The 24,084-nt window shown below is 69.1% G+C and carries 18 protein-coding genes and 2 tRNA genes; 7 read left to right on the forward strand and 13 right to left on the reverse strand.

Going from position 1 to position 24,084, the window contains the following annotated elements; translation table 11 throughout:
* Positions 1-1,494, reverse strand: a complete 1,494-nt coding sequence (folC, locus tag ACYUED_RS14705; protein ID WP_491292733.1) for a bifunctional tetrahydrofolate synthase/dihydrofolate synthase — start codon at positions 1,492-1,494, stop codon at positions 1-3.
* Between the two features lie 119 nt (positions 1,495-1,613).
* A complete protein-coding gene (locus ACYUED_RS14710) occupies positions 1,614-4,238 on the reverse strand; it encodes a valine--tRNA ligase (protein ID WP_491292734.1) in 2,625 nt (874 codons plus the stop codon).
* A gap of 137 nt (positions 4,239-4,375) precedes the next feature.
* On the opposite strand from ACYUED_RS14710, the gene ACYUED_RS14715 reads away from it, so the two are divergent.
* Positions 4,376-5,341: a hypothetical protein gene (locus ACYUED_RS14715; RefSeq protein ID WP_491292735.1), complete on the forward strand. Its 966-nt coding sequence runs from the start codon at positions 4,376-4,378 to the stop codon at positions 5,339-5,341.
* A gap of 228 nt (positions 5,342-5,569) precedes the next feature.
* The gene (tnpA, locus tag ACYUED_RS14720; RefSeq protein ID WP_491294262.1) at positions 5,570-5,968 is read left to right on the forward strand and encodes an IS200/IS605 family transposase; all 399 of its coding nucleotides are present in this window, start codon (positions 5,570-5,572) and stop codon (positions 5,966-5,968) included.
* A gap of 233 nt (positions 5,969-6,201) precedes the next feature.
* On the opposite strand, the gene clpX is transcribed toward tnpA, so the two are convergent.
* The 5 genes from clpX to ACYUED_RS14745 form a co-directional block, all read right to left on the reverse strand.
* Positions 6,202-7,491: an ATP-dependent Clp protease ATP-binding subunit ClpX gene (gene clpX / locus ACYUED_RS14725; protein ID WP_266514322.1), complete on the reverse strand. Its 1,290-nt coding sequence runs from the start codon at positions 7,489-7,491 to the stop codon at positions 6,202-6,204.
* Positions 7,492-7,668: 177 nt separating this feature from the next.
* Positions 7,669-8,349 (reverse strand): ATP-dependent Clp protease proteolytic subunit, encoded by a 681-nt coding sequence (locus ACYUED_RS14730; protein ID WP_453164670.1) that lies wholly within the window; start codon positions 8,347-8,349, stop codon positions 7,669-7,671.
* Between the two features lie 50 nt (positions 8,350-8,399).
* Positions 8,400-9,020: an ATP-dependent Clp protease proteolytic subunit gene (locus ACYUED_RS14735; protein ID WP_323178394.1), complete on the reverse strand. Its 621-nt coding sequence runs from the start codon at positions 9,018-9,020 to the stop codon at positions 8,400-8,402.
* A gap of 281 nt (positions 9,021-9,301) precedes the next feature.
* Positions 9,302-10,708, reverse strand: coding sequence for a trigger factor (gene tig / locus ACYUED_RS14740; protein WP_491292736.1), 1,407 nt, complete (start codon positions 10,706-10,708; stop codon positions 9,302-9,304).
* 222 nt (positions 10,709-10,930) lie between these two features.
* Positions 10,931-11,007, reverse strand: a tRNA-Pro gene (locus tag ACYUED_RS14745).
* A gap of 176 nt (positions 11,008-11,183) precedes the next feature.
* On the opposite strand from ACYUED_RS14745, the gene ACYUED_RS14750 reads away from it, so the two are divergent.
* Positions 11,184-11,257 (forward strand) — tRNA-Gly (locus ACYUED_RS14750).
* A 479-nt stretch (positions 11,258-11,736) separates the two neighbouring features.
* Here the strand turns inward: ACYUED_RS14750 and ACYUED_RS14755 are convergent.
* On the reverse strand, positions 11,737-11,931 hold the full coding sequence (locus ACYUED_RS14755) for a hypothetical protein (RefSeq protein WP_266680342.1): 195 nt from the start codon (positions 11,929-11,931) through the stop codon (positions 11,737-11,739).
* Positions 11,932-12,583: 652 nt separating this feature from the next.
* On the opposite strand from ACYUED_RS14755, the gene ACYUED_RS14760 reads away from it, so the two are divergent.
* Entirely contained in the window at positions 12,584-13,690 is a 1,107-nt protein-coding gene (locus ACYUED_RS14760; RefSeq protein ID WP_491292737.1) for an acyltransferase family protein, read from the forward strand.
* 25 nt (positions 13,691-13,715) lie between these two features.
* Here the strand turns inward: ACYUED_RS14760 and ACYUED_RS14765 are convergent, their stop codons facing one another.
* Positions 13,716-14,162 (reverse strand): HD domain-containing protein, encoded by a 447-nt coding sequence (locus tag ACYUED_RS14765; RefSeq protein ID WP_491292738.1) that lies wholly within the window; start codon positions 14,160-14,162, stop codon positions 13,716-13,718.
* Between the two features lie 101 nt (positions 14,163-14,263).
* Positions 14,264-15,454: a PP2C family protein-serine/threonine phosphatase gene (locus tag ACYUED_RS14770; RefSeq protein WP_491292739.1), complete on the reverse strand. Its 1,191-nt coding sequence runs from the start codon at positions 15,452-15,454 to the stop codon at positions 14,264-14,266.
* 162 nt (positions 15,455-15,616) lie between these two features.
* Here ACYUED_RS14770 and ACYUED_RS14775 point away from each other — a divergent pair, with 162 nt between their 5' ends.
* Positions 15,617-16,846 carry a GNAT family N-acetyltransferase gene (locus ACYUED_RS14775; RefSeq protein WP_491292740.1) on the forward strand — a complete coding sequence of 410 codons (1,230 nt, stop codon included), beginning with the start codon at positions 15,617-15,619 and terminating at the stop codon, positions 16,844-16,846.
* A 133-nt stretch (positions 16,847-16,979) separates the two neighbouring features.
* Here the strand turns inward: ACYUED_RS14775 and ACYUED_RS14780 are convergent, their stop codons facing one another.
* Positions 16,980-17,789 carry an Fpg/Nei family DNA glycosylase gene (locus ACYUED_RS14780; protein WP_491292741.1) on the reverse strand — a complete coding sequence of 270 codons (810 nt, stop codon included), beginning with the start codon at positions 17,787-17,789 and terminating at the stop codon, positions 16,980-16,982.
* A 56-nt stretch (positions 17,790-17,845) separates the two neighbouring features.
* Positions 17,846-18,334 (reverse strand): ribose-5-phosphate isomerase, encoded by a 489-nt coding sequence (locus tag ACYUED_RS14785; protein WP_491292742.1) that lies wholly within the window; start codon positions 18,332-18,334, stop codon positions 17,846-17,848.
* A 204-nt stretch (positions 18,335-18,538) separates the two neighbouring features.
* Here ACYUED_RS14785 and ACYUED_RS14790 point away from each other — a divergent pair, with 204 nt between their 5' ends.
* Positions 18,539-19,957, forward strand: a complete 1,419-nt coding sequence (locus ACYUED_RS14790) for an amino acid permease (RefSeq protein WP_491292743.1) — start codon at positions 18,539-18,541, stop codon at positions 19,955-19,957.
* 52 nt (positions 19,958-20,009) lie between these two features.
* On the opposite strand, the gene ACYUED_RS14795 is transcribed toward ACYUED_RS14790, so the two are convergent.
* Positions 20,010-23,105 (reverse strand): serine/threonine-protein kinase, encoded by a 3,096-nt coding sequence (locus ACYUED_RS14795; RefSeq protein WP_491292744.1) that lies wholly within the window; start codon positions 23,103-23,105, stop codon positions 20,010-20,012.
* A 196-nt stretch (positions 23,106-23,301) separates the two neighbouring features.
* Here ACYUED_RS14795 and ACYUED_RS14800 point away from each other — a divergent pair, with 196 nt between their 5' ends.
* The gene (locus ACYUED_RS14800; protein WP_491294264.1) at positions 23,302-24,033 is read left to right on the forward strand and encodes an LPXTG cell wall anchor domain-containing protein; all 732 of its coding nucleotides are present in this window, start codon (positions 23,302-23,304) and stop codon (positions 24,031-24,033) included.
* The last annotated feature ends 51 nt before the right edge of the window (positions 24,034-24,084 follow it).

Below are 24,084 nucleotides of genomic sequence, written 5' to 3' on the forward strand. Positions count from 1 at the left end.
TCAGCCCCTTCCCAGAAGAAGCCGGGCCTCGCCGACCGTGATGACGGAGCCGGTGACGAGGACACCGCCGCCCGCGAACTCGCCCTCCTCCTCGGCCAGCGTGATCGCGGCCTCCAGGGCGTCCGGCATCCCCGGCTCGACCTGGACGCGCTCCTCGCCGAACACCTCCACGGCGATCGCGGCCAGCTCGTCGACGTCCATCGCGCGATGGCTGGAGTTCTGCGTGACGACGACCTCCGCGAAGATCGGCTCGAAGGCCTCCAGCAACCCCCTTACGTTCTTGTCGGCGCTGGCGCCGACGACGCCGATCAGCCGGCTGAAGTCGAAGGCCTCACCGACCGCCTCGGCGGTGGCGCGGGCGCCCGCCGGGTTGTGGGCGGCGTCGAGCACGACGGTCGGGGACCGCCGTACGACTTCGAGCCGGCCAGGGGAGGAGACGGCGGCGAAGGCCTTGCGGACGGTGTCGATGTCCAGCGGTTCGGGACGCTGGGAGCCGACTCCGAAGAACGCCTCGACCGCGGCGAGCGCGACGGCGGCGTTGTGGGCCTGGTACCGGCCGTGGAGCGGGAGGTACACCTCGCCGTACTCCCCACCGAGGCCGCGCAGCGTGAGCACCTGCCCGCCGACGGCGACCTGCCGGGCGACGACCCCGAACTCCAGCCCTTCCCTGGCCACGGTGGCGTCGACCTCGACGGCCTTCTTCAGCAGCACCTGCGCCGCGTCGACCGGCTGCTGCGCCAGGATGACGGTCGCGTCCTGCTTGATGATCCCGGACTTCTCCGTGGCGATCGCGGCGGGCGTCTCACCGAGCCGGTCGGTGTGGTCGAGGTCGATGGGGGTGACGACGGCGACGTCCCCGTCGATCACGTTCGTCGCGTCCCAGGACCCGCCCATGCCGACCTCGACGACCGCGACGTCGACGGGCGCGTCGGCGAAGGCGGCGTACGCCATGCCGGTCAGCACCTCGAAGAAGGACAGCCGGTACTCCTGCTGCGCGTCGACCATCTCGACGTACGGCTTGATGTCCTCGAACGTCTCGATGAAGCGCTCGGCGGAGATGGGGCTGCCGTCGAGGCTGATGCGCTCGGTGACCGACTGGACGTGGGGGGAGGTGTAGCGGCCGGTGCGCAGTTCGAAGGCGCCGAGGAGGGCCTCGATCATGCGGGCCGTGGAGGTCTTGCCGTTCGTCCCCGTGATGTGGATCGAGGGGTACGAGCGCTGCGGGTCGCCCAGCACGTCCATCAGCGCGGAGATTCGGCTGACCGACGGCTCCAGCTTGGTCTCGCCCCACCGTGTCGCCAGCTCCGCCTCGACCTCGCGCAGGGCCTTGTCGACCTCGGGGTCCTCGGGACGCGCGGGCACGTCTGCCTCCGGCGGGCCGCCCTGGGTGCGCAGGGTGCGGCTGCCGGCCTCGATGACCGCGAGGTCGGGGTCGCGGTCGGCTTCTGCGGCGATGATCTCGTCGAAGGCGTCGGGCTCGTTCTGGTCGCTCACGGACTCAGTCTACGGAGGCCGACTGACAGTGTGCCCACGGAGTGGGGTGGCCGGTCATTGCCGGCGGGCGCGGGGAGTCTGCGGCTTGTCGCGCACTTCCCCGCGCCCCTTGAGATCGGCTACTGCTGGGGCAGGCGGTCCAGTTGGGCCTTGATCCTCGCGATGTCCTCGTCCGCCTTGGCCAGGCGGCCGCGAATCTTGTCCACGACGTTGTCCGGGGCCTTCGCCAGGAACGCCTCGTTGCCGAGCTTGGCCGTGGCCTGGGCCTTCTCCTTCTCGGCAGCCGCGAGGTCCTTGGCGAGGCGCTTGCGCTCCGCCGCGACGTCGATCGTGCCGGAGAGGTCGAGGGCCACCTCGGCGCCGGAAACCGGCAGGGTCGCCGTCGCCGTGAAGCTGTCGCCCTCCGGCTGGAGGCGCAGCAGCTGGCGGATGGCCGCCTCGTGGGGCGCGAGCGCCGTGCCGTCGAGGCTCAGCCGGGCCGGGACACGCTGGCCCGGCTGCAGTCCCTGGTCGGCACGGAAGCGGCGGACCTCGGTGATGACGGACTGGAGGCTCTCGATCTCCCGCTCGGCGGCGGTGTCCCGGAAGCCGCTGTCGGCCGGCCACTGCGCGATGACGACCGACTCGCCGCCCGTGAGGGTGGTCCAGAGAGTCTCCGTGACGAACGGGACGACCGGGTGCAGCAGCTTGAGGGTGACGTCGAGGACCTCGCCGAGGACGCGCTTGGAGACCTCTGCCGCCTCGCCGCCCGCCTGGAACGTCGTCTTGGACAGCTCGACGTACCAGTCGAAGACCTCGTCCCACGCGAAGTGGAAGAGCGCGTCCGACAACTTCGCGAACTGGTAGTCCTCGTAGAGCGCGTCGACTTCGGCGACGACGGAGTTGAGCCGGGAGAGGATCCAGCGGTCCGTCGCGGACATGGCCGACGCGTCCGGCAGGGGGCCGTCCACCGTCGCGCCGTTCATCAGCGCGAAGCGCGTGGCGTTCCAGATCTTGTTGGCGAAGTTGCGGGAACCCTGGACCCAGGCCTCGCCGATCGGGACGTCGACGGCCGGGTTCGCGCCACGGGCCAGGGTGAACCTGAGCGCGTCGCTGCCGTACTCGTCCATCCAGTCCAGCGGGTTGACCGCGTTGCCGAAGGACTTCGACATCTTCTTGCCGAACTGGTCGCGGACCATGCCGTGCAGGGCGATGGTGTGGAACGGCGGGGTGCCGTCCATCGCGTACAGGCCGAACATCATCATCCGGGCGACCCAGAAGAAGAGGATGTCGTAGCCGGTGACCAGGACGGAGTTCGGGTAGAACTTCGCGAGCGACTCGGTCTGTTCGGGCCAGCCGAGCGTGGAGAAGGGCCACAGGCCGGAGGAGAACCAGGTGTCGAGGACGTCGGTGTCCTGACGCCAGCCCTCCCCGGTGGGCGGCTCGTCGTCGGGTCCGACGCAGACGACTTCACCTCCCGGGCCGTACCAGACCGGAATACGGTGCCCCCACCACAACTGCCTTGAAATGCACCAGTCGTGGAGGTTGTCGACCCAGTCGAAGTAGCGCTTCTCCATCTCCTGCGGGTGGATCTTGACGCGGCCGTCACGGACCGCGTCACCGGCGGCCTTCGCGAGCGGGCCGACCTTGACCCACCACTGCATGGACAGACGCGGCTCGACGGTGGTCTTGCAGCGCGAGCAGTGGCCGACGGAGTGGACGTACGGCCGCTTCTCGGCGACGATCCGGCCCTCGGCGCGCAGGGCGGCGACGATGGCGGAGCGGGCCTCGAGCCGGTCCAGGCCCTGGAAGGGGCCGTGGGCGGTGATGACCGCGTGCTCGTCCATGATCGTGATGGCCGGGAGATCGTGGCGCCGGCCGATCTCGAAGTCGTTCGGATCGTGGGCCGGGGTGACCTTGACCGCGCCGGTGCCGAACTCGGGGTCGACGTGCTCGTCCGCGACGACGGGGATGGAGCGATCCGTGAGCGGCAGCTTGATGAGCTTGCCGACGAGGTGCTTGTACCGCTCGTCCTCGGGGTGAACGGCGACGGCGGTGTCACCCAGCATGGTCTCGGCACGGGTCGTGGCGACGACGATGGACTCGTCGCCCTCCCCGTACTTCATGGAGACCAACTCGCCGTCGTCGTCCTGGTACTCGACCTCGATGTCGGAGATCGCGGTGAGACAGCGCGGGCACCAGTTGATGATGCGCTCGGCGCGGTAGATCAACTCGTCGTCGTAGAGCCGCTTGAAGATGGTCTGGACGGCCTGGGACAGGCCCTCGTCCATGGTGAAGCGCTCGCGCGACCACGCCACGCCGTCGCCGAGGCGGCGCATCTGGCCGGAAATCTGCCCGCCGGACTCGCCCTTCCACTGCCAGACCCGCTCGACGAAGGCCTCGCGGCCGAGGTCGTGCCGCGACTTGCCTTCCTTCCCCAGCTCGCGCTCGACGACGTTCTGCGTGGCGATGCCGGCGTGGTCCATGCCGGGCTGCCACAGCGTCTCGAAGCCCTGCATGCGCTTACGGCGCGTCAGCGCGTCGATGAGCGTGTGCTCGAAGGCGTGCCCGAGGTGCAGACTGCCGGTGACGTTCGGCGGCGGGATGACGACGGTGTACGGCGGCTTGTCGCTCTTGGCGTCCGCCTCGAAGTAACCCCGCTCCACCCAGCGCTCGTACAGCGGGCCCTCTACGTCGGCCGGCGCGTACTGGGTCGGCAGTTCGGAGTCGGGCGCTGATGGCTGCTGCTGAGCGTTCTCGGTCACGCGCTCAGTTTAGGGGTGTCACGGGGCAGTCCCGAAACGCGTTTGTTGTGTAACGGTGCGCCCCCCGCTGGAACACGCGCTCGGGGTCTAGGCCAGGATGTCAGGACCATATAAAGCATCTGGAGGGGAACCCAGAAATGAGTCACAACCAGCCGGGCCCGTACGGCGGGCAGCCCCAGCAGCCCGGACCGTACGGCCAGCCGGGCCCCTACGGCCAGCAGCCGCCGCAGGCGCCCCAGCCCGGCTACGGCTATCCCCAGCAGGCCCCTCCGGCCCAGCCGCAGCCCGGCTACGGCTACCCGCAGCAGGCCCCTCCGGCCCAGCCCGGTTACGGCTACCCCCAGCAGCCCGGCTACAGCCAGCAGCCCGGCTACGTCCCGCAGCCGCCCCCGCCCAGCGGCAGCGGCAAGAAGACGGGCCTGATCATCGGCGCGGTGGCGGTCGTGGCCGTGATCGCGGTGGGGGCCTACTTCGTCATCGGCGGGGGTGGCTCCGGCAGCGGCGGTTCGTCCGTCTCCGACGATGGCGCGCACAAGCTGACGACGCCGGCGACCGTGATCAACGGCGAGTACAAGAAGTCGGAGAACGGCGGCTCCGGCGACCAGATGACCAACGACGACAAGAGCGACTTCGAGAAGTGGGGTGTGAAGAACCCCCAGGACGTCAGTGCCAGTTACCAGAAGGGCACCGGACTCAGCGCGACGAGCCTGTCCTTCAGCGGCGTTTACGGCACCATCGACGACCCGGAGGCGGTCGTCGACGCCATGTTCGCCAAGGTCAAGTCGGAGTCCCAGAAGGACGAGAGCGGCGACAGCGGCAAGGGCAAGATGATCGGCAGCCCGGAGAAGGTGTCGCCCGCGGGCTTCAAGGACGGCATCATGAAGTGCCAGATCGCCCAGATCGACAACGCCAGCTCGTCGGGTTCGAGCGCCGGCGCCGCGAAGACCATCAAGATGCCGATGTGCATCTGGGGCGACCACAGCACCGTCGCCGTGGTGACGAACTTCGGCTTCGCCGACCTGGCCAGCGGCAACGGTGGTTCGATCGACGACACGGCGGCCGTGGCGGCCAAGCTCCGCAACGACGTCCGCGTCAAGGCCTGACCGCAGTCACACCTGACGATGGGGCGCCCCGACTCACCGGGGCGCCCCTTCCTGCACGGGCGGCTCAGCCCTCAGGCCAAGCGGCAGGCGGCATTCGCGTGCTCCACCTTGACCCCATGGCTGAACAGAGGGCTCACACACAAAGGATTTGCGCCCACCAGCAGATGCTCATGGCCGCACGCCGCCCGGACTACGGGGCCGACCCTGTAACCATGGTGCGCCGCCGCTATCCGCACCGGACGGCACGTCGCCTACAGCCTTCACGTGCACTTGGTGTTCGTCACGAAGTATCGGCGCGGAGTCTTCGATGACGCCATGCTCAAGCGGTGCGAGGAGATCATGCGTGAGGTGTGCGTCGGCTTCGATGCGCAGTTGCGGGAGTTCAACGGCGAACAGGACCACGTGCACCTTCTCGTGCACTACCCGCCGAAGGTCGCTCTGTCGAAGCTGATCAACAGCCTCAAGGGAGTCAGCTCCCGCTACCTGCGCGCCGAATACACCGGCCGGATCAACCGCATCGGCATGGGCTCCGCGTTCTGGTCCCGCTCATACTTCGCGGGGTCCTGCGGCGGGGCTCCACTGACCGTGATCCGCCAGTACATCGAAGGCCAGAAGCGGCCCACCTGATCATCACCCCAGAGGCGCAGCGAACCCCGGCGCTTCGCGCCTCCGGGCCGAGGATGCGGCTCCCTCCCCGGCTGAAGCCGGGGACACCCACGCAAGATCAAGGATGGATCCCTCCCGATTTCATTCCACCGATCCTCGAACAGGCGATCGATGTGGTCGGGATCCACTAGACCACGAACGAGGTGCCCGGCACTCAAGAAAAGCGCCGGGCACCTCTGGGGTATGTGCGGTGGTTACGCCGTCTTCTGCTCCCCCGGCCCCCGCCCGTTGCGAGCATCCCGCGGGATCAGGGTCGGGTTCACGTTCGAGTGGACGACGTCTGCCGTGACGACCACGCGGGCGACGTCCTTGCGGGACGGGACCTCGTACATCACGGACATGAGGACTTCCTCCATGATGGCGCGCAGGCCGCGGGCGCCGGTCTGGCGGAGGATGGCCTGGTCGGCGATGGCCTCCAGGGCCTCGCGCTCGAAGTCCAGCTCGACACCGTCGAGTTCGAAGAGACGTTGGTACTGCTTCACCAGCGCGTTACGCGGCTCGATGAGGATCTGGAGCAGGGCCTCGCGGTCCAGGTTGTGCACCGAGGTGATGACCGGGAGACGGCCGATGAACTCGGGGATCATGCCGAACTTGACCAGGTCCTCGGGCATGACGTCCCCGAACTGGTCCTTGGACTGCAGCTCCAGCTTCGAGCGGATCGTCGCGCCGAAGCCGATGCCCTTGGCGCCCGCCCGGGACTCGATGATCTTCTCCAGGCCCGAGAAGGCACCGCCCACGATGAACAGGACGTTCGTCGTGTCGATCTGGATGAACTCCTGGTGGGGGTGCTTGCGGCCGCCCTGGGGCGGGACCGAGGCCGTGGTGCCCTCGAGGATCTTGAGCAGGGCCTGCTGGACGCCCTCGCCCGACACGTCACGAGTGATCGAGGGGTTCTCGCTCTTCCTCGCGACCTTGTCGATCTCGTCGATGTAGATGATCCCGGTCTCGGCCTTCTTGACGTCGTAGTCCGCCGCCTGGATCAGCTTGAGCAGGATGTTCTCGACGTCCTCGCCGACGTAGCCCGCCTCCGTGAGCGCCGTCGCGTCCGCGATCGCGAACGGGACGTTCAGCATGCGGGCCAGGGTCTGGGCCAGGAGGGTCTTGCCGGAGCCCGTGGGGCCGAGCAGCAGGATGTTGGACTTCGCCAACTCGATCGCGTCGTCACGGCCGTTGGCGCCGCCGTTCTCGCCGGCCTGGACGCGCTTGTAGTGGTTGTAGACCGCCACGGAGAGGGCCTTCTTCGCCGGCTCCTGGCCGACGACGTAGCCCTCGAGGAACTCGTAGATCTCGCGGGGCTTGGGCAGTTCCTCCCAGCGCACCTCGCTCGTCTCCGCGAGTTCTTCCTCGATGATCTCGTTGCAGAGGTCGATGCACTCGTCGCAGATGTACACACCAGGCCCTGCGATGAGCTTCTTGACCTGCTTCTGGCTCTTGCCGCAGAACGAGCACTTGAGCAGATCGCCGCCGTCACCGATGCGTGCCACGGTGTGCTTCCCCTTCGCCTGGGAGACGCCTAGGTCCAGCGGCTCCTGGTGCTGCCTAATCCGACGGTACCTTGCCGAGCCCCCCGTTCGGGCCCCCCTTGGCGCGGTTCACTTTGACGTGCAGCGTGTCAAAGGCCACCAACCGTGCCAAGGGGCGGCAGACGATACAGCCTCCGACTAGCGGACGGCGGCGTTGTTCATCTTCCGGGTGGAGATGATCTGGTCGACCAGACCGTACGAGAGCGCCTCCTCGGCCGTGAGGATCTTGTCGCGCTCGATGTCCTCCCGGATCTTCTCGATCGGCGTGGTGGAGTGCTTGGCCAGCATCTCCTCCAGCTGCGCGCGCATCCGCAGGATCTCGTTGGCGGCGATCTCCAGGTCGGAGACCTGGCCGCGGCCCGTCTCGCTGTAGGGCTGGTGGATCAGCACGCGGGCGTTCGGCAGCGCCATGCGCTTGCCGGGCGTACCGGCGGCCAGCAGGATCGCGGCGGCGGAGGCCGCCTGGCCCATGCAGACCGTCTGGATGTCCGGCTTCACGAACTGCATGGTGTCGTAGATCGCAGTCAGCGCGGTGAAGGAGCCGCCGGGGCTGTTGATGTAGACCGAGATGTCCCGGTCCGGGTCCATCGACTCCAGGCACAGCAGCTGCGCCATGACGTCGTTGGCGGAGGCGTCGTCGATCTGGACGCCCAGGAAGATCACGCGCTCCTCGAAGAGCTTCGCGTACGGGTCGTACTCGCGGATGCCCTGCGAGGTGCGCTCCACGAAGCGCGGGATGACGTAACGGGACTCCGCCGCGGGACCCGTGTACTCGGCGCGTGTGCGGTCGTACAGGCCGCTGCCGGGGAAGTCGTTCACTGTCTCTCTCCTAGGGGCTGAGGCGGTCGGCTGGGGGCTTGCAGGGGGTCTCAGGCCCCGGTGCCGCCGCCGCCCGGCATGTTGGCGGCCGCTGTGATGACGTCGTCGATGAGGCCGTACTCCTTGGCCTCCTCGGGGTCGAACCAGCGGTCGCGGTCGGAGTCGCGGGTGACCTGCTCGAACGACTGACCGGTGTGCTGGGCGGTGAGCTCCGCCATGCGCTTCTTGGTGTGCAGCAGCCGCTCGGCGTGGATCTTGATGTCGGAGGCCGAACCGGCCAGGCCCGCGGAGGGCTGGTGGATCAGGATCTCGGCGTTCGGCAGCGCGAAGCGCTTGCCGGGGGTGCCCGCGCTGAGCAGGAACTGGCCCATCGAGGCGGCGAGGCCCATCGCGATCGTCACCACGTCGTTCTTGATGAACTGCATGGTGTCGTAGATCGCCATACCGGCCGTGATCGAGCCGCCGGGGCTGTTGATGTAGAGGTTGATGTCCTTGTCGGGGTCCGCAGCGGCAAGGAGCAGCAACTGTGCGGTGATCTTGTTCGCGATGTCGTCGTCGACCGGCTGGCCGAGGAAGATGATCCGCTCGTTGAGCAGCCGGTTGTAGACCTGGTCGCCGAGGCCACCACCGATGGAAGGCTCGCCGGCGGCGGAGGGCATCAGATTCGTCACGTATCCACCTGCTCGTCTTACGACGGCGCCGGGCCGTCTTCACGTTTGCCTTCGGGGCCGGGCCCCGTTCGGGGACTCCACTGCCCTCGTATTCATGGACCCTAACGCGCTGGTCCCTTCGGAGAATCCCGTAGATGGGAGTGTTCGCCGGGGGCGTAGAGCCTGGCGGCCGGGCCGCCGCCCGCCCGCCGGGGGCTGTGCCACCGCCCCCGGGTAGACGGACGGGCCCCGGGTCATGAGTGACCCGGGGCCCGTCCTACGACCTACGAGGCGCCGTGGGCTCAGCCCTCGGTCTTCTCGTCGGCGGCCTCGACGGCCTCGACGGCGTCGCCGTCGGTGCCCTCGGCGGCGACCTCGGCGGCCGTCTCCGTCTCGTCCTCGTCGTCCAGGTCGACGACCTCGCCGTTGGTGTCCTTGACCGTGGCGGCCTCGACGACCACCGCGAGGGCCTTGCCGCGGGCGACCTCGCCGACCAGGAGCGGAACCTGGCCGCCCTCGACGACGGCCTGGGCGAACTGGTCGGGGGACATGCCGGAGGAGGCGGCGCGGCGCATGAGGTGCTCGGTGAGCTCCTCCTGGTTGACGTTCAGCTTCTCCTGCTTGACGAGCTCGTCGAGGACGAACTGCGTCTTGATGCCCTTGACCGCGGCTTCCTTGGTCTCGGCGTCGAACTCCTCGACCGTCTTGCCCTGGATCTCGAGGTACTTCTCGAGGTCGAGGCCCATCTGGCCGAGCTGGTGGTGCTCCAGGTTGTGCTTGCGGGTGTTGATCTCGTCCTCGAGCAGCTTCTCGGGGACCGGGACCTCGACCAGCTCGAGCAGCTTCTCCAGGACGCGCTCCTGGGCCTGCGTGGCCTGGTCGTACTGCTTCATGTTCGCCAGGCGCTTACGGCTGTCCGCCTTCAGCTCCTCGAGGGTGTCGAACTCGGAGGCGAGCTGAGCGAAGTCGTCGTCCAGCTCGGGCAGTTCACGGGCGGCGACCTGGGTGACCTTGACGGTGACCTCGGCCTCCTTGCCGGCCGCCGAGCCGCCCTTGAGCTCGGAGGTGAAGGTGGCCTCGCCACCGGCCTCGATGCCCTTCACGGCGTCGTCGATGCCTTCGAGCAGCTCGCCGGAGCCGATGGTGTAGGAGACGCCGGACGCGACGCCGTCCTCCAGCACCTCGCCCTCGACCTTGGCCTCCAGGTCGATCGTGACGACGTCGCCCTCTTCGGCGGCGCGCTCGACCGGGGAGGTGGAGGCGAAGCGCTCGCGAAGCTGCTCGACCGACTTGTCGATGTCCTCTTCGGTGACCTCGACGGCGTCGACCTCGACCTCGATGCCGGAGTAGTCCGGGATCTCCAGGGCCGGGCGGATGTCGACCTCGGCGGTGAAGTTCAGCGTCTCGCCGTCCTTCAGCTCCGTGATGTCGACCTCGGGCTGGCCGAGGACGTTGAGCTCGGCCTCGTTGACCGCCTCGGTGTAGAACTTCGGAAGCGCGTCGTTGACCGCTTCCTCCAGGACCGCTCCGCGGCCGAACCGCTGGTCGATGACGCGCGCCGGGATCTTGCCCTTCCGGAAGCCCTTCACCGTGACCTGCTGGTTGATCTTCTTGTACGCCGCGTCGAGGCTGTCCTTGAGCTCCTCGAAGGGCACCTCGATGCTGAGCCGAACCCGGGTCGGGTTCAGGGTCTCCACGGCGCTCTTCACGGTTCGGTCTCCTTGGGGGCTGACTTCTTGGTCTCTGCCGGGGCCAGACTGGTCCGGCGGATTTCGCCGCCCGAAGGACGTCCGGAGGATCTCCAGTGGGGGTCCAGTGGATTCCTGCGGATGAGACACGGGCACGCAGCTTGCATAGTAACCGCAGCCGCCGAAGGCCCCAAAGGCGATCAAGCGAGGTGATCACGCGGGTGACCGGTGTTGACCGGTCGGTGGTCGGGGTGGCGGGATTTGAACCCACGGCCTTCCGCTCCCAAAGCGGACGCGCTACCAAGCTGCGCCACACCCCGTCAGGTGCGACACGTAGGGTACATGCCCGCAGGCAGTGCGGCTGCCGCATTTCCCGAGCGCCGCTGTCCCGCGGGGCGGGCGGGACCCGCGGGCCGGAATGGAGTGTGCGCCGAGCGCATCCGACCCGCTACGATGCCTTGTGTGCCGGGGTCACCTGACCTGCGGCGCGTGCTGTGCGGGCGTAGCTCAATGGTAGAGCCCTAGTCTTCCAAACTAGCTACGCGGGTTCGATTCCCGTCGCCCGCTCCATATGCACGGCCCAGGCAGACGGTCGGTTTCCGTCTCCTGGGCCGTAGCGCTTTCCGGCGCCTGTCAGCCCCGCCGGGGGATCACGGCACGCTGTGCGGGAGGGCCGCCATCATGTGGGCCGCGCCGAGCATGAACATGCCGCCGACCAGCCTGGCAGGCTTCGTCGAAGCTCGGACGGGAACTCGCACGGCCGGGAATCCGGCCGGTGAAGATGCACCGGCCCAGCACGAAGGTGCCGATGACGAAGACTGCCATCAGGGACTGCCGTCAGGACGTTGCCCATGCGTTCCCCCTCCACTGGCACCACCAGGACCTGGGGACAGCCCAGGAGTGGCGGGGGGGCGGTCCCGTGGGAGTCCGGCGGCGCACGAGGCGGCGTGCGCGGTGGTGCCGGGCGCCGGGCGGCCAGAGGGAAGGCTCACGCCGACGGGGCGCGCGGGTTCCGCATCCCCGTGCGCGCGCCCGTCGGCCCCGACCGATCAGAAGCTGATCGAGTTGATCGTGTCGGCTATCGAGTTGAGGAACCGGTTGATCGACGGGGCCATGCCGGTCGACGCGAGGAAGAAGCCGAACAGCACCGCGACGATGGCGGGGCCGGCCTTGATCGATCCTCCTCGGATCAACACCACCAGGATGATCGCCAACAGCAGCACCACTGACAGCGAAATGGCCACAACTGATCACACCCTACGGTCGGTCCGCTCTCCCGGCCCGGGGGTGCCAGCCCCGCGCACCCCCGCCAGAACCATCGTGCCACCAACAGGGCCTCGTTATGCGGCAGGTGAGACATCGTCGGCCACACCTGTGCCGGACCTTTGCCCGAGCCATACGGACGCCGCCCGCGCGAGAGCCCCAACACGCCGCTCCCGCACAGCAATTCGAGGGTGCACCCGCACAGGAAATTCGGCGAGATCGTTTCCATGTCCACACAACGCGTTCGCAGGTATTTCGAATTAACGCCACAGGCAAGTGAAGCGGACATTCCGCAGGAGTCGCCTGCGGGTCATATGCACCGTTTAGTCGGGACGAGTCATGACAACCAGGACATGTAATGGTGTGTTGACCGTCACCCTTACGCAAACGTCAACTCCCATTAATCGCGGGTACTCGAAGCCAATAAGCAGTAATGACGTGGAGAGTTTTACGAAAACCCACAGACGGCGCTAGGGTGCCTCAGATGTTTCACGCCGCCTCGTCCCGCACACCCGCAGCGAGGTCCGGGCTCGTCTCCCCAGGTTTCCGGGGGGATGGTCTGTGACGAACTCGTTGCGACCGCACGGCCAGAACAGAGCGCCGCTCCCTCCGGCACAGCCGCCGGCGTCGGGAGTGCCGAGTCCGCGCTCGCCGCAGGATCAGCAGAACAAAACCACCAAACCCGGCAAACAGCGCGACGCGTTCTTCGACAACGCGAAGTATCTGGCGATCGTGCTGGTGGCGATGGGCCACTCCTGGGAGCCCCTGAAGGGTGACAGCCGCATCCTGGAGGCCGTGTACACGGTGGTGTACAGCTTCCACATGCCGGCGTTCATCATCATCTCCGGCTACTTCTCGCGCAGTTTCGACATGCGCCCCGACCGCCTCAGACGCCTGGTCACCGGGGTCCTCGTGCCCTACGTCGTCTTCGAGACGGCGTACTCCCTCTTCAAGCGCTACGGCGACCACGACCCGGGCATGGGCATCAGTCTGCTCGACCCCTGGTACCTCACCTGGTTCCTGGTGGCGCTGTTCGTCTGGCGGTTGACGACTCCGCTGTGGAACAACCTGCGCTGGCCGCTGCCCGTCGCGCTCGGTGTCGCGATGTTCGGGTCGGTCTCCCCGGAGATCGGCGACGACCTGGACCTTCAGCGCGTCCTGCAGTTCCTGCCGTACTTCGTGCTGGGTCTGTGCATGAAGCCGGAGCACTTCCACATGGTGCGCACCCGGAAGATGCGGATCCTGTCCGTGCCGGTCGTCGCGTCCGCGCTCGCCTTCGCCTGGTGGGCGGTGCCGCGTATGGACACCGCGTGGTTCTACCACCGTGACGCCGCCCAGGAGTTGGCCGCGCCGTGGTGGACCGGGCCGGTCATGGTGCTCGCGATGTTCGGCTGCTCGCTGCTGCTGACCGCCTGCTTCTTCGCCTGGGTGCCGCGCCGGACGATGTGGTTCACGGCGCTCGGCGCGGGCACGCTGTACGGCTATCTGCTGCACGGATTCCTGGTCAAGGCCGGTGACTTCTACGGCTGGTTCGACCACAAGTGGCTGCACCGGCCGCTGGGGGAGATCTTTGTGACGGTGGCCTTCGCCGCCGCCGTGACCCTGTTGTGCACCCCGCCGGTGCGGCGGGTCTTCAGGTTCGCGATGGAGCCCGAGATGAAGTGGGCGTTCAAGCGGGACGCGGCGGAGCTCGCCCGGGAGCGGGAGAAGGCCCGGAAGCCTGAGAGGGCCAACGCCTGAGGGTTGCCACGATGTGCCCGGACCGCTACCGGGGCTGATCCAGGCCGAGAAGTGCGCGCATGTGTGCGTACTTCTCGGTCAGGCGTTTGCGGGTGGGCTCGTCGGTGAGGCGGGACAGACGGGCCGGGTCCGCGTTGTGCGCCAGGTCCGCCTCCTTCACCAGCAGTGCGCCCGGCGTGGCGAGGATCCGGGCCGCGTACTCCTTGGGCCCCTCCCCCGCGCGCTTGGTGACCGCCAGCACGATGTCCTTCGTACGGCGGCTCAGCGCGGCCTCGTCCAGCCACCGCTCGGAGAGCGCGTCGTCCTCGACGGCGTCGTGCAGCCAGGCCGCGGCGATCTGTTCCTCGTCGCCACCGCGCGCGCTGACGCCTTCGGCGACGGCCCGCAGGTGCTCGGCGTACGGCCGTCCCGCCTTGTCGGTCCGGCCCTCGTGGGCGGCGCGGGCGATGGCCTCCACCTCGGCCAGGGTCATCGGCGTAAAGGATGTTCCGGTCACTCCTCCAGTGTCTCCCCGCGCTTGTGCGGCCGGCGAATGAGGCCGGGGGGTAACCCCCGCCCGCCGACGCCGCGGGCTCAGCGCAGCGTCGACTGCTGGGCCGTCGCCGTCGGCCCCTCCCTGGAGATCAGCAGCAGCGCCCTGTCGTCGTTCACGTCCTTCGCCACCGCCTCGATGAGGTGCCAGGTGGCGCCGTGGAAGCCGCCGGCGACATAGCGGTCGGCCTCACCGGTGAGACGGTCTATGCCCTCCACGATGTCCCGGTCGGACGTCTCCACGAGACCGTCCGTGAACAGCATCAGCACGTCACCGGGGCGCAGCGAGCCCTTCACGGGGTCGAACTGCGCGCCGTCGTACACACCGAGGAGGGGTCCCTCGGCCGCCTTCTCCTCCCAGCGCCCGCTGCCCGCGCTGAGCTGCAGCCCCGGGGGATGCCCGGCGTTGTACAACTCGTAGTCGCCGGAGTCGAGGTCCAGGACGAGGTGGATCGAGGTGGCGAAGCCCTCGTCCCAGTCCTGGCGGAGCAGATAGCCGTTGGCCGCCGGGAGGAAGGCGTGCGGGGGCAGCGAGCCCAGCAGGCCTCCGAACGCCCCCGACAGCAGCAGAGCGCGCGACCCCGCGTCCATCCCCTTGCCCGACACGTCTGTCAGGACGACCTCCAGTGTGCGGCCGCCGTTGGTGCGGGCGGCGACCACGAAGTCGCCCGAGAAGGACTGGCCGCCCGCGGGGCGCAGCGCCATCTCGCGGTGCCAGCCGATCGGCAGCTGCGGGAGCTTGCTCTGCACCCGGATGCGTTCGCGCAGGTCGAAGAGCATGGTGCCGCCGCGCCTCCAGGGCACGCCGACCCGGCTGCGGAACTGGGCGATGAGCAGACCGAAGAAGCCGCAGGCGGCGACCACCAGCACGACGCCGGGGGTGACACGGGAAGGGCCCTCCGTATAGGGCCCCAGTTTCACCGACTCCACGATCAGTGCCGTGGCCGCGGCCGCGTACAGACCGAGCAGGCTCGACGGGCGCAGCAGCAGGCCGCCCGCCACGATCGGGAGGACGAGGACGGCCGGGGAGCACCACACCGCGTTGGCGAGCGTGACGGCCGCGATCACCGGGACGGTGAGGAGCAGGCCGGCCAGCGCGACCCAGTCCGAACCGTCCCCGCGGAAGTAGTCGACAGCGCTTCTGCGCAGGCCGACGCGGACCCGGTGCCACTGCATCTTCAACCGGGCCGTGAACGTCTCGGCTTCCGCGCGCCGCTCTCGTTCTGCTGCCATTAGTTCGGGACCCTATCCATCGAACCGGCTGCTTGGCACGGGAGGTCCCACTTGTCCCCCGTCCGAGGTTCAACTTCACAGTGAACTTCACAGAAAGCCGTTGCGGGTCCGGCAAGACGAAATTCCCTCGCTCGTCCTGCATTGCCCTGGTAGGCATGGTTCATGGGCACTGACTTGCGCGTGCTGCGCCGGGACGACTGGGACGTCTGGTACGACAACCTGATCCGCGCCTTCGGCGGGGGTCAGGAGTCCGCCGAGGAGCGGGAGCTGTGGCGCGAGCTCACCGAGACGGACCGTTCCCTCGGCGTCTGGGACGGTGACCTGTGCGTGGGGACGGCAGGAGCGTTCAGCTTCCGGCTGACCGTGCCCGGCGGGGCCGCGGTGCCCGCGGCCGGGGTGACCATGGTCAGCGTGGCCGCCACGCACCGGCGTCGCGGGCTGCTGACGTCGATGATGCGGCGCCAGCTGGACGACGTACGGTCCTGGGGCGAGCCGCTGGCCGTCCTGACGGCCTCCGAACCCGCGATCTACGGTCGGTTCGGGTACGGCGTCGGGACGTACAACGTCAACGCCGAGATCGACACGACCCGGGTCCGGCTGTCCGTGCCGCCCGGCACCGATGACGTACGGCTGCGGTACGTCTCGCCCACCGCGTCGCTCGGTGCGTGCGAGGCCGTGTACGCGCAGTTGGTGGCGCGGCGGCCGGGCATGGTGGCGCGGATTCCGGGCTGGGAGAAGCTGTGGGTGCTCGACCCGGAGAGCGAGCGGGACGGTGCGTCGCCGCTGCAGTGCGTGCTCGCGGAGCGCGGCGGCCAGGTCGTCGGGTACACGCGTTTCCGGATCAAGGGCGACTGGGAGGCCGCGGGTCCCAAGGGCACGGTCGTGGCGCAGGACGTGGACGCGCTGGATCCGGCGGCGCACGCGGCGCTGTGGCGCTTCCTGTTCGACATCGACCTGACGTCGAAGATCGACGTGCGGCGCCGTCCGACGGACGAGCCGTGGCAGTACCTGGTCTCCGACATCCGGCGCTGCTCGCTGCTGGTCCGGGACTCGCTGCACGTACGGCTGGTGGACGTGGGCGCGGCGCTCGGGGCCCGCACCTACCAGGCGCCGCTGGATGTGGTGTTGGAGGTCGAGGACTCCTTCTGTCCCTGGAACAGCGGGCGTTGGCGCCTGACCGGCGACCCGAAGGGCGCGTCCTGCGAGCGTACGCAGGACTCCGCCGATCTCGCCCTGTCCGTACGGGAGTTGGCGTCGGCCTACCTGGGCGCCGACCCGCTGACGTCACTGGCGGCCGCCGGGCGGGTGCACGAACTCCGACAGGGCGCACTGACCGAGGCGTCGGTCGCCTTCGGCTCACCCGTGGTGCCGTGGCTGCCGCACGGGTTCTAGGGCCTGTTGCGCGGGCACGCAACGTCTGCCCGAGGCAGTGGGGGCGCGTGCCGGACGTCGCGACCGGGGTGAACCCTGCCTGCCGGGGCGCTGGGTGCTGCCGCCTCGTTCCCGACGTCCGTCCGGAGCGGGGTCAGGGCTGTTGGCAGGTGGGGCACCAGAAGAGGTTGCGGGCGGCGAGGCTCGCGGTGCGGATCTCGCCGCCGCAGATGTGGCAGGGCAGGGTGGCCCGCCGGTAGACGTACACCTCGCCGCCGTGGTCGTCCACGCGCGGTGGGCGGCCCATCGCCTCCGGGGTGTGCTCCGGGCGGACGGTGTCGATGCGGTTGTTGCGGACGCCCTCACGCATCAGCTCGACCAGGTCGGCCCAGACGGCGTCCCACTGGGCCGGGGTGATGTCCCTGCCGACGCGGTAGGGGTCGATGCTGTGCCGGAAGAGGACCTCGGCACGGTAGACGTTGCCGACGCCGGCGATCACCTTCTGGTCCATGAGGAGCGCGGCGATCGTCGTACGGCTGCGGGAGATCCGCCGGTACGCCGCCTGCGGGTCGGCGTCCGCACGCAGAGGATCGGGGCCGAGGCGGTCGTGTATCGCCTGCTTCTCGGCGTCCGTGATCAGGGCGCACGTCGTCGGGCCGCGCAGGTCGACGTACGACGTGGCGTTCGCGAGGCGGAGGCGGACCGTGTCCGTGGGCGGCGGCGCGGGGGCGTCACCGAAGGCGACCTTGCCGAACAGGCCCAGGTGGATGTGGACCCAGTCGGAGTCGCGGAAGCCCAGGAAGAGGTGCTTGCCGTGGGCTTCGCCGCGGGTGAGTTCGGCGCCGTCGAGCAGTTCCGCGGCGTCGGAGAACTTTCCCTGGGGGCTGGTCACTCGCGGTGCCGTGCCGGAGAAGCGGCCGGCGTAGTCCGACGCCAGCCGGTGGATCGTGTGCCCCTCTGGCACGGTGCCTGGTCCTTTCCAGCCCCCGAAGGGCGATCGAGCTCCGAAGGGCGACCGGCTCAGTCCTGCTGCGGGTGGTGCGCCGGGATCGGGGGCAGGTCGCCCGTGGTCTCGTAGTCCGCGAGCATGTCGATACGGCGGATGTGGCGCTCGTCACCGGAGAACGGGGTGCCCAGGAAGGTCTCGACGAACTTCGTCGCCTCCTCCTGCGTGTGCATCCGCGCGCCCACCGCCACGACGTTGGCGTTGTTGTGCTGGCGGCCGAGCGACGCGGTCTCCTCGCTCCACGCGAGAGCGGCGCGCACACCCTTCACCTTGTTCGCCGCAATCTGCTCGCCGTTGCCGGAACCGCCGATCACGATGCCGAGGGAATCAGGGTCCGCGACCGTCTTCTCCGCGGCACGGAGGCAGAAGGGCGGGTAGTCGTCCAGGGCGTCGTAGATGTGCGGGCCGCAGTCGACGGGGTCGTGGCCCGCCGCCCTGAGCCACTCGACGAGGTGGTTCTTGAGTTCGAGGCCGGCATGGTCGGAGCCGAGATACACGCGCATGGTTCCGAGTGTGACATGGGGGTTTCCGGGCAGCAGCCCCGGGTGTCAGCCAGGAAAATCCGGAGCCCAACCACAGAACCTCAAGGAAACCTCAAGTAACGATCTGGATTCAAAGGTTCACGAATTCCCTTGCCTCCGTTTCACTGGACCAACTCGTACGCCGCTCATACGTAACCGCTCACCCGGCGCAAAGGAATTCCCCCCATGACTGGTCTCCAGGCCGGACTGAAGAACCGCCATCTGACGATGATCGCCATCGGCGGCGTCATCGGAGCCGGCCTCTTCGTCGGCTCCAGCTCAGGAATCGCCACCGCAGGACCCGGCATCCTCCTGTCGTACGCACTCGTCGGCACGCTCGTCGTCCTCGTGATGCGGATGCTCGGCGAGATGTCCGCGGCCAACCCGACCTCCGGCTCGTTCTCGGCGCACGCCGACCGGGCACTCGGCCGCTGGGCCGGATTCTCCATCGGCTGGCTCTACTGGTTCTTCTGGGTCGTGGTGCTCGCGGTGGAGGCCACCGCCGGTGCCAAGATCCTGGAGGGCTGGATGCCGGCCGTCCCGCAGTGGGGCTGGGCCCTGATCGTGATGGTGGTGCTGACCGCCACCAACCTCGTCTCCGTCGGCTCCTACGGCGAGTTCGAGTTCTGGTTCGCCGGGATCAAGGTCGTCGCGATCGGCGCGTTCATCGTCGTCGGCGGGCTCGCGGTCTTCGGTGTGCTGCCGGGCGTCGACAGCGACAAGGCCGGCCTGGGCAACCTCACCTCCCACGGCGGGTTCCTCCCCCACGGCCCCGGCGCGATCCTCACCGGTGTCCTGCTGGTCGTCTTCTCCTTCATGGGCAGCGAGATCGCGACGCTGGCGGCCGGCGAGTCGGAGAACCCGCAGCGCGCGGTGACGAAGTCGACCAACAGCATCATCTGGCGTATCGCCGTCTTCTACCTGGGCTCGATCCTCGTCGTCGTGTCCCTGCTCCCGTGGAACGACCCGTCGATCAAGGAGCAGGGCTCCTACGTCGCCGCCCTCGGCTCCCTCGGGATCCCGCACGCCGGTCAGATCATGAACTTCATCGTGCTGACGTCGGTGCTGTCCTGCCTCAACTCCGGCCTCTACACGGCCTCCCGGATGGCCTTCTCGCTCGGTGAGCGGGGCGACGCGCCGAAGATGTTCGCCCGGACCACGTCCCGCGGCGTGCCGATGGCGGCGATCGTCGCGTCGGTGGTGTTCGGCTTCGTCGCCGTCTTCTTCAACTACAAGTTCCCGGACTCGGTCTTCCTCTTCCTGGTCAACTCCAGTGGTGCGGTGGCCCTGTTCGTCTGGCTGGTGATCTGCTTCTCGCAGCTGCGCATGCGGAAGATCATCCAGGCCGAGGCGCCGGAGAAGCTGGTTGTGAAGATGTGGCTGTACCCGTATCTGACCTGGGCGACGGCCGGGCTGATCGTGTTCGTGCTCGGCTACATGCTCACGGACACGGAGCACGACGGGCGCGAGACCGTGCTGCTGTCGCTGCTGGTCGCGGCGGTCGTGCTCGTCATCTCCGTGGTGAAGCAGAAGGTGGGCAGGGGCCGGGCCGTCGTCGACGGCACGTCGCCCGTGCCGGCGCGGGAGAACGTCAAGACCCGCTGACATCGACTGTCGGAGGGGCTCGCGGTGACCGCCGCGGGCCCCTCTCGCGCGTTCACAGCACCGTGAAGCTGTCCTTGACCTCGTCGTAGGTCTTGAGGGCCTGGGTTTCGTTCTCCGGCTGGTACCAGGTGTTGATCTGGTACGACTTCCCTTCCTGGTCGAACCCCAGCAGCCGGGCGTGCCACGGAACTCCCTTCAGCGTGAAGGTGTACTCCCAGACCACCGCCGGGTTGCCGCGGAACGTCGTCTTCTCCAGGCGGATCTTCTGGTAGTCCTGGCCCTGGTGGGCGTTCTCCTCCGACTTCTGCCAGGTCTCCATCAGGTCGCCGCGGGCGATGGACGACTTGCCCACGAGCTCCTGTGCGGCGTCGGGAGAGGTGTAGTGCACCTCCGAGCCCGTCTGCAGATCCCGCCGCCAGCCCGCCGGAGTCGCCCACGCGAACCCACCGGCCTCCCGGTGGGTGCCCGGCGGCAGGCTCTGCGGCCTGGACGTGCCCTCGACGGTGGGCGACGGGCTGCCGCCGGGTGTGGTGGCGGACGTGGACGTGGACGGTGAGGTCGAGGACCCCGCGCGATCGTCGCCGGGCGACCCGGAGTTCGGCAGGAGGACCACGGCGACCACGGCACCGGCAGCGGCCACTCCGACGGCGGCCACGAACCCGGCACGGCGCCGGCTGCGGCGGGGGGTGGCCGGGGCCGCGGGGCCGGGGAGCTCGCCCTGGGGGGTGCGGAGCGGGTGGGGGCCCAGAGCGGGGCGGGTGCCCTGTTCGGACGTGGGGGGCGGGCTCTGGCGGGAGCGACGTGGCTCGGGAGCGCGCGCGCTGTGCTGTGAGCCCTGGTGAAGGCCGGTCGAGGAGTCGGAACCATTCCCCTGCGCGGGGCTCTCCTCGGTGACCGGGTGGGGGCGGACGAGCGAGACCCCGGACCGTCGAGGGGGCGCGGGCGCGGAACCGGCCACAGGAGGCGCGAGGCGTGCGGGGGGCGCGGAATGGGCGGACGGGGTCTCGGAGCGGACCTCCGAGCGGAGTTCGGAGGGGACTTCGGTGGAGGCGTTGGGGGGCTCGGCGTGTGTGTAGGGGGCGGCGGGCTGGGCGTGCGCGTAGGGGACGGGGGGCTCCGCGTGCGTGTGGGGCGCAGGGGGCTCGCCGTACGCGGAGGAGCCGTCGGGCTCGGCGTATGCGGAGGAGTCGTGGGGCTCGATGCGGGTGGACGGGAGATTGGGCCCTGCGTGCGCAGAAGCGTCGCGGGGGTCGGCGTGGAGGTCATGGGGCCCGGCGTGGGCGGGGGTCTCGCCGGATTCCGTATGCGTGGCGGCGGGCACGTGAAGGTCGGCGGGTGCATGAGGTGGCTCCGCAGACGGGGGCGCCGTTGCCGCGGAGGCTGCGGGGGCTTGGTGCGCCGGTGCGGGTTCGTCGGAGGCGTCGGCTGTGCCGGCCGGGGCGCGGTCCCGGTGGAAGTCGTGGGTGTCCGGCAGGTCTTGCGGTACCGCGTCGTCGACGGGGGCCGGTTCGGGTTGCCTGGGGTCGCGGGCTGCGCGTACGAGTCGGGTGCCCAGGTAGGCCGGGGTGGGCGCCTCGTTCGGGTCCCAGGGTGTGGGAGAGGCCGGCTCCGACGGGCTGGGGGCGTCCAGGCCCGTGGGCGCGTCCTGGTCTGCGGGGGCGTCCAGGTCTGCGGGGGCGTCGGTCCCGGTGCCCGCCCTGGGCCCTGAATCGACAGCGGGCTCGGAAAGCACCACGCGCCCGTGCACGGGTCGGGCCGGGGGATCGGGTTGCGCGGGGGGCACGAGGCCGCCCGCCTCCATCGGTTCGGCCTCAGAAGCCGACTCGGGCTCCACCGCGGCCTTGAAGTCCCGCTGCACCGCGGGCGTGGGCCCGCCCGCCACGCTCGGTTCGGCCTCAGAAGCCCTCGTGGGCCCCACCGCAGGCACCGAGTCGAGCCGCTCCGCGGGCTTGAGCCCACCCGCCACCGTCGACCCGCCTGCAGAAGCCGGCCCGCGCTCGGCCGCCGACATGCTCCCTGCCGCTGATCCTGGCCCAGGTCCAGGTCCAGGTCCAGGTCCGGCCGAGGGCACACCCTCCGGCCCACGCCCAGCTCCCCGCTCGCCCCCGGGTCCACGCCCAGGTCCAGCCGCCCGCGCACCCCGCGGGCCTGCCCTCTCCCCCTTCTCCCTCTCCGCCTGCTCGGGCCCAGGTGCACCCCGGGGAGCCAATGGCTCTCCCCCTGCCGCCGGTTGACTCGCGTCCAGGTCTGACCCATGCGAGCCATACGCCCCGCCCGTGCCTTCCTTCGCTCGTGGTGGGCCGGGTGGGCCGTCGGCTTCTCCCCCGCCGACAGGGAGAGTTGGTGTGGAGGGTGGGAAGGCGAGGGGGCGGAGGGCTGCCTCCAGGTCCTCCAGGGCCGGGCGAACCGATGGTTCCTTCTCCAGCAGTGCGGCCAGGACGTCCCTGAGGGGGCCGGCCGCGGCGGGGAGTTCGGGCTCCTCGTAGAGAACCGCGTGCAGTGTGGCGAGAGTCGTGTCGCGGGAGAAGGGGGAACGGCCGCCGAGGGCCGCGCAGAGCGTCGCGCCCAGGGACCAGATGTCCGACGGCGGACCCTGCGGGCGGCCGGAGATGCGCTCGGGGGCCATGTAGTCGGGGGAGCCGACGAGCATGCCGACCATGGTGAGCGCCTTGGCGTCCTGGATCGCGGCGATGCCGAAGTCCGTGAGGACGATACGTTCGCCGACCGCCTCCACCAGGACGTTCCCCGGTTTGATGTCCCGGTGCAGTACGCCGCGTGCGTGCACCTGCCGCAGGGCGGCCACCAGACCGAGTCCGATCCGGGCCGTCTCGCCCGGGCCCAGCGGCCCCTCCTCCACCAGCATCCGTTCCAGGGAGCGGCCGACGACCAACTCCATGACGATCCACAGGCGTTCGCCCTCGTCGACGACGTCGTAGACCCGCACGACATTGGGATGGTCGATCCGGGCCGTGGCCCTGGCCTCGCGCAGCGTGCGTTCGCGGCGGGTGCGGGTGTCCTCCGCGTCCAGTCCGTCTATCCGCATCTCCTTGACGGCGACCGGGCGATCGAGCATTTCGTCGGCGGCTCGCCACACCCGCCCCATTCCCCCCTGGCCGATACTCTCGACCAACCGATAGCGCCCCGTCACCAGTATCCCCGGGACTCCGCCGCTCCTCGTGTTTCCCGAATTCCCCGGCAATCCGCTGCACCCCCTCAATTACCTCAACAACACCCCGACTGAAACGCAATGGTCACACTTCATGCCGTACCAGCATAGTGCGGAGAAATCTTGTGGTAGCTCTTCAAGTACTGCGAATTCAGGCGCAGCCAAGGGGGATGTGAACATGAGTTCTCGTCGCACGACGACCATCGCGGGATCGCTGGTCGCGGCATCTTTTTCGGCGGTGATGATCCTTTCCTCCACCGCCGGCGCGGACGATCAGGGGCCCGGCAGCGGCAAAGGGGGAAAGGCCGTCGACGAGGCACCGGCAGGTGTAAAGCTGACCACGCTCCTGCCTTGGAAGATCTCCGTCGACAACGGCTCCCAAAAGACGGCGATTACCGCCACGGTCAAGAATGAGGGGACCAAGGACAGCGGAAAGATCCAGCTTCTGGTCGTCGGTTTCGACGGCCTCACGGTGAAGGGGGTCCAAGGCTGCTCCCAGATTGACGAAAAGCACCTTCCGGAGGGCTCGAACAGCGGTTTCTCCTGCCCGATCGACAATCTCGCGGCCGGCAAGTCGAAGTCGTACGCCGTCGATGCCACGTACGACCTGCGCAAGGCCGGCAAGATCTGTCTGCCCGTGCAGTCCGGCGACGGGAAGAAGACGTACTGGCAGCAGGGCCCGGTTCCGTTCGGTACGACGAACCCGTCGCCGAACGCCCCGGCCACCCCGCTGCTCCTCGGCACCGACAACAAGCCGGTGGCACCGGGCGGCGACCAGAAGGAGCTGCCGAAGACCGGCGTCGGGCGGGACATCCTGCCGCTCGGTGCGGCGGGCGCGACGCTGATGGCGGCCGGTGCGGCAGGGCTGTGGTGGTCGTCCCGGCGTCCGACCCGGCAGCTGCGCGGCTGAGCGGACCCACCAGAGGGCGGGGTGCGGCAACACGTGCACCCCGGCCTCGAA

The organism is Streptomyces sp. DF42 (assembly GCF_058267695.1).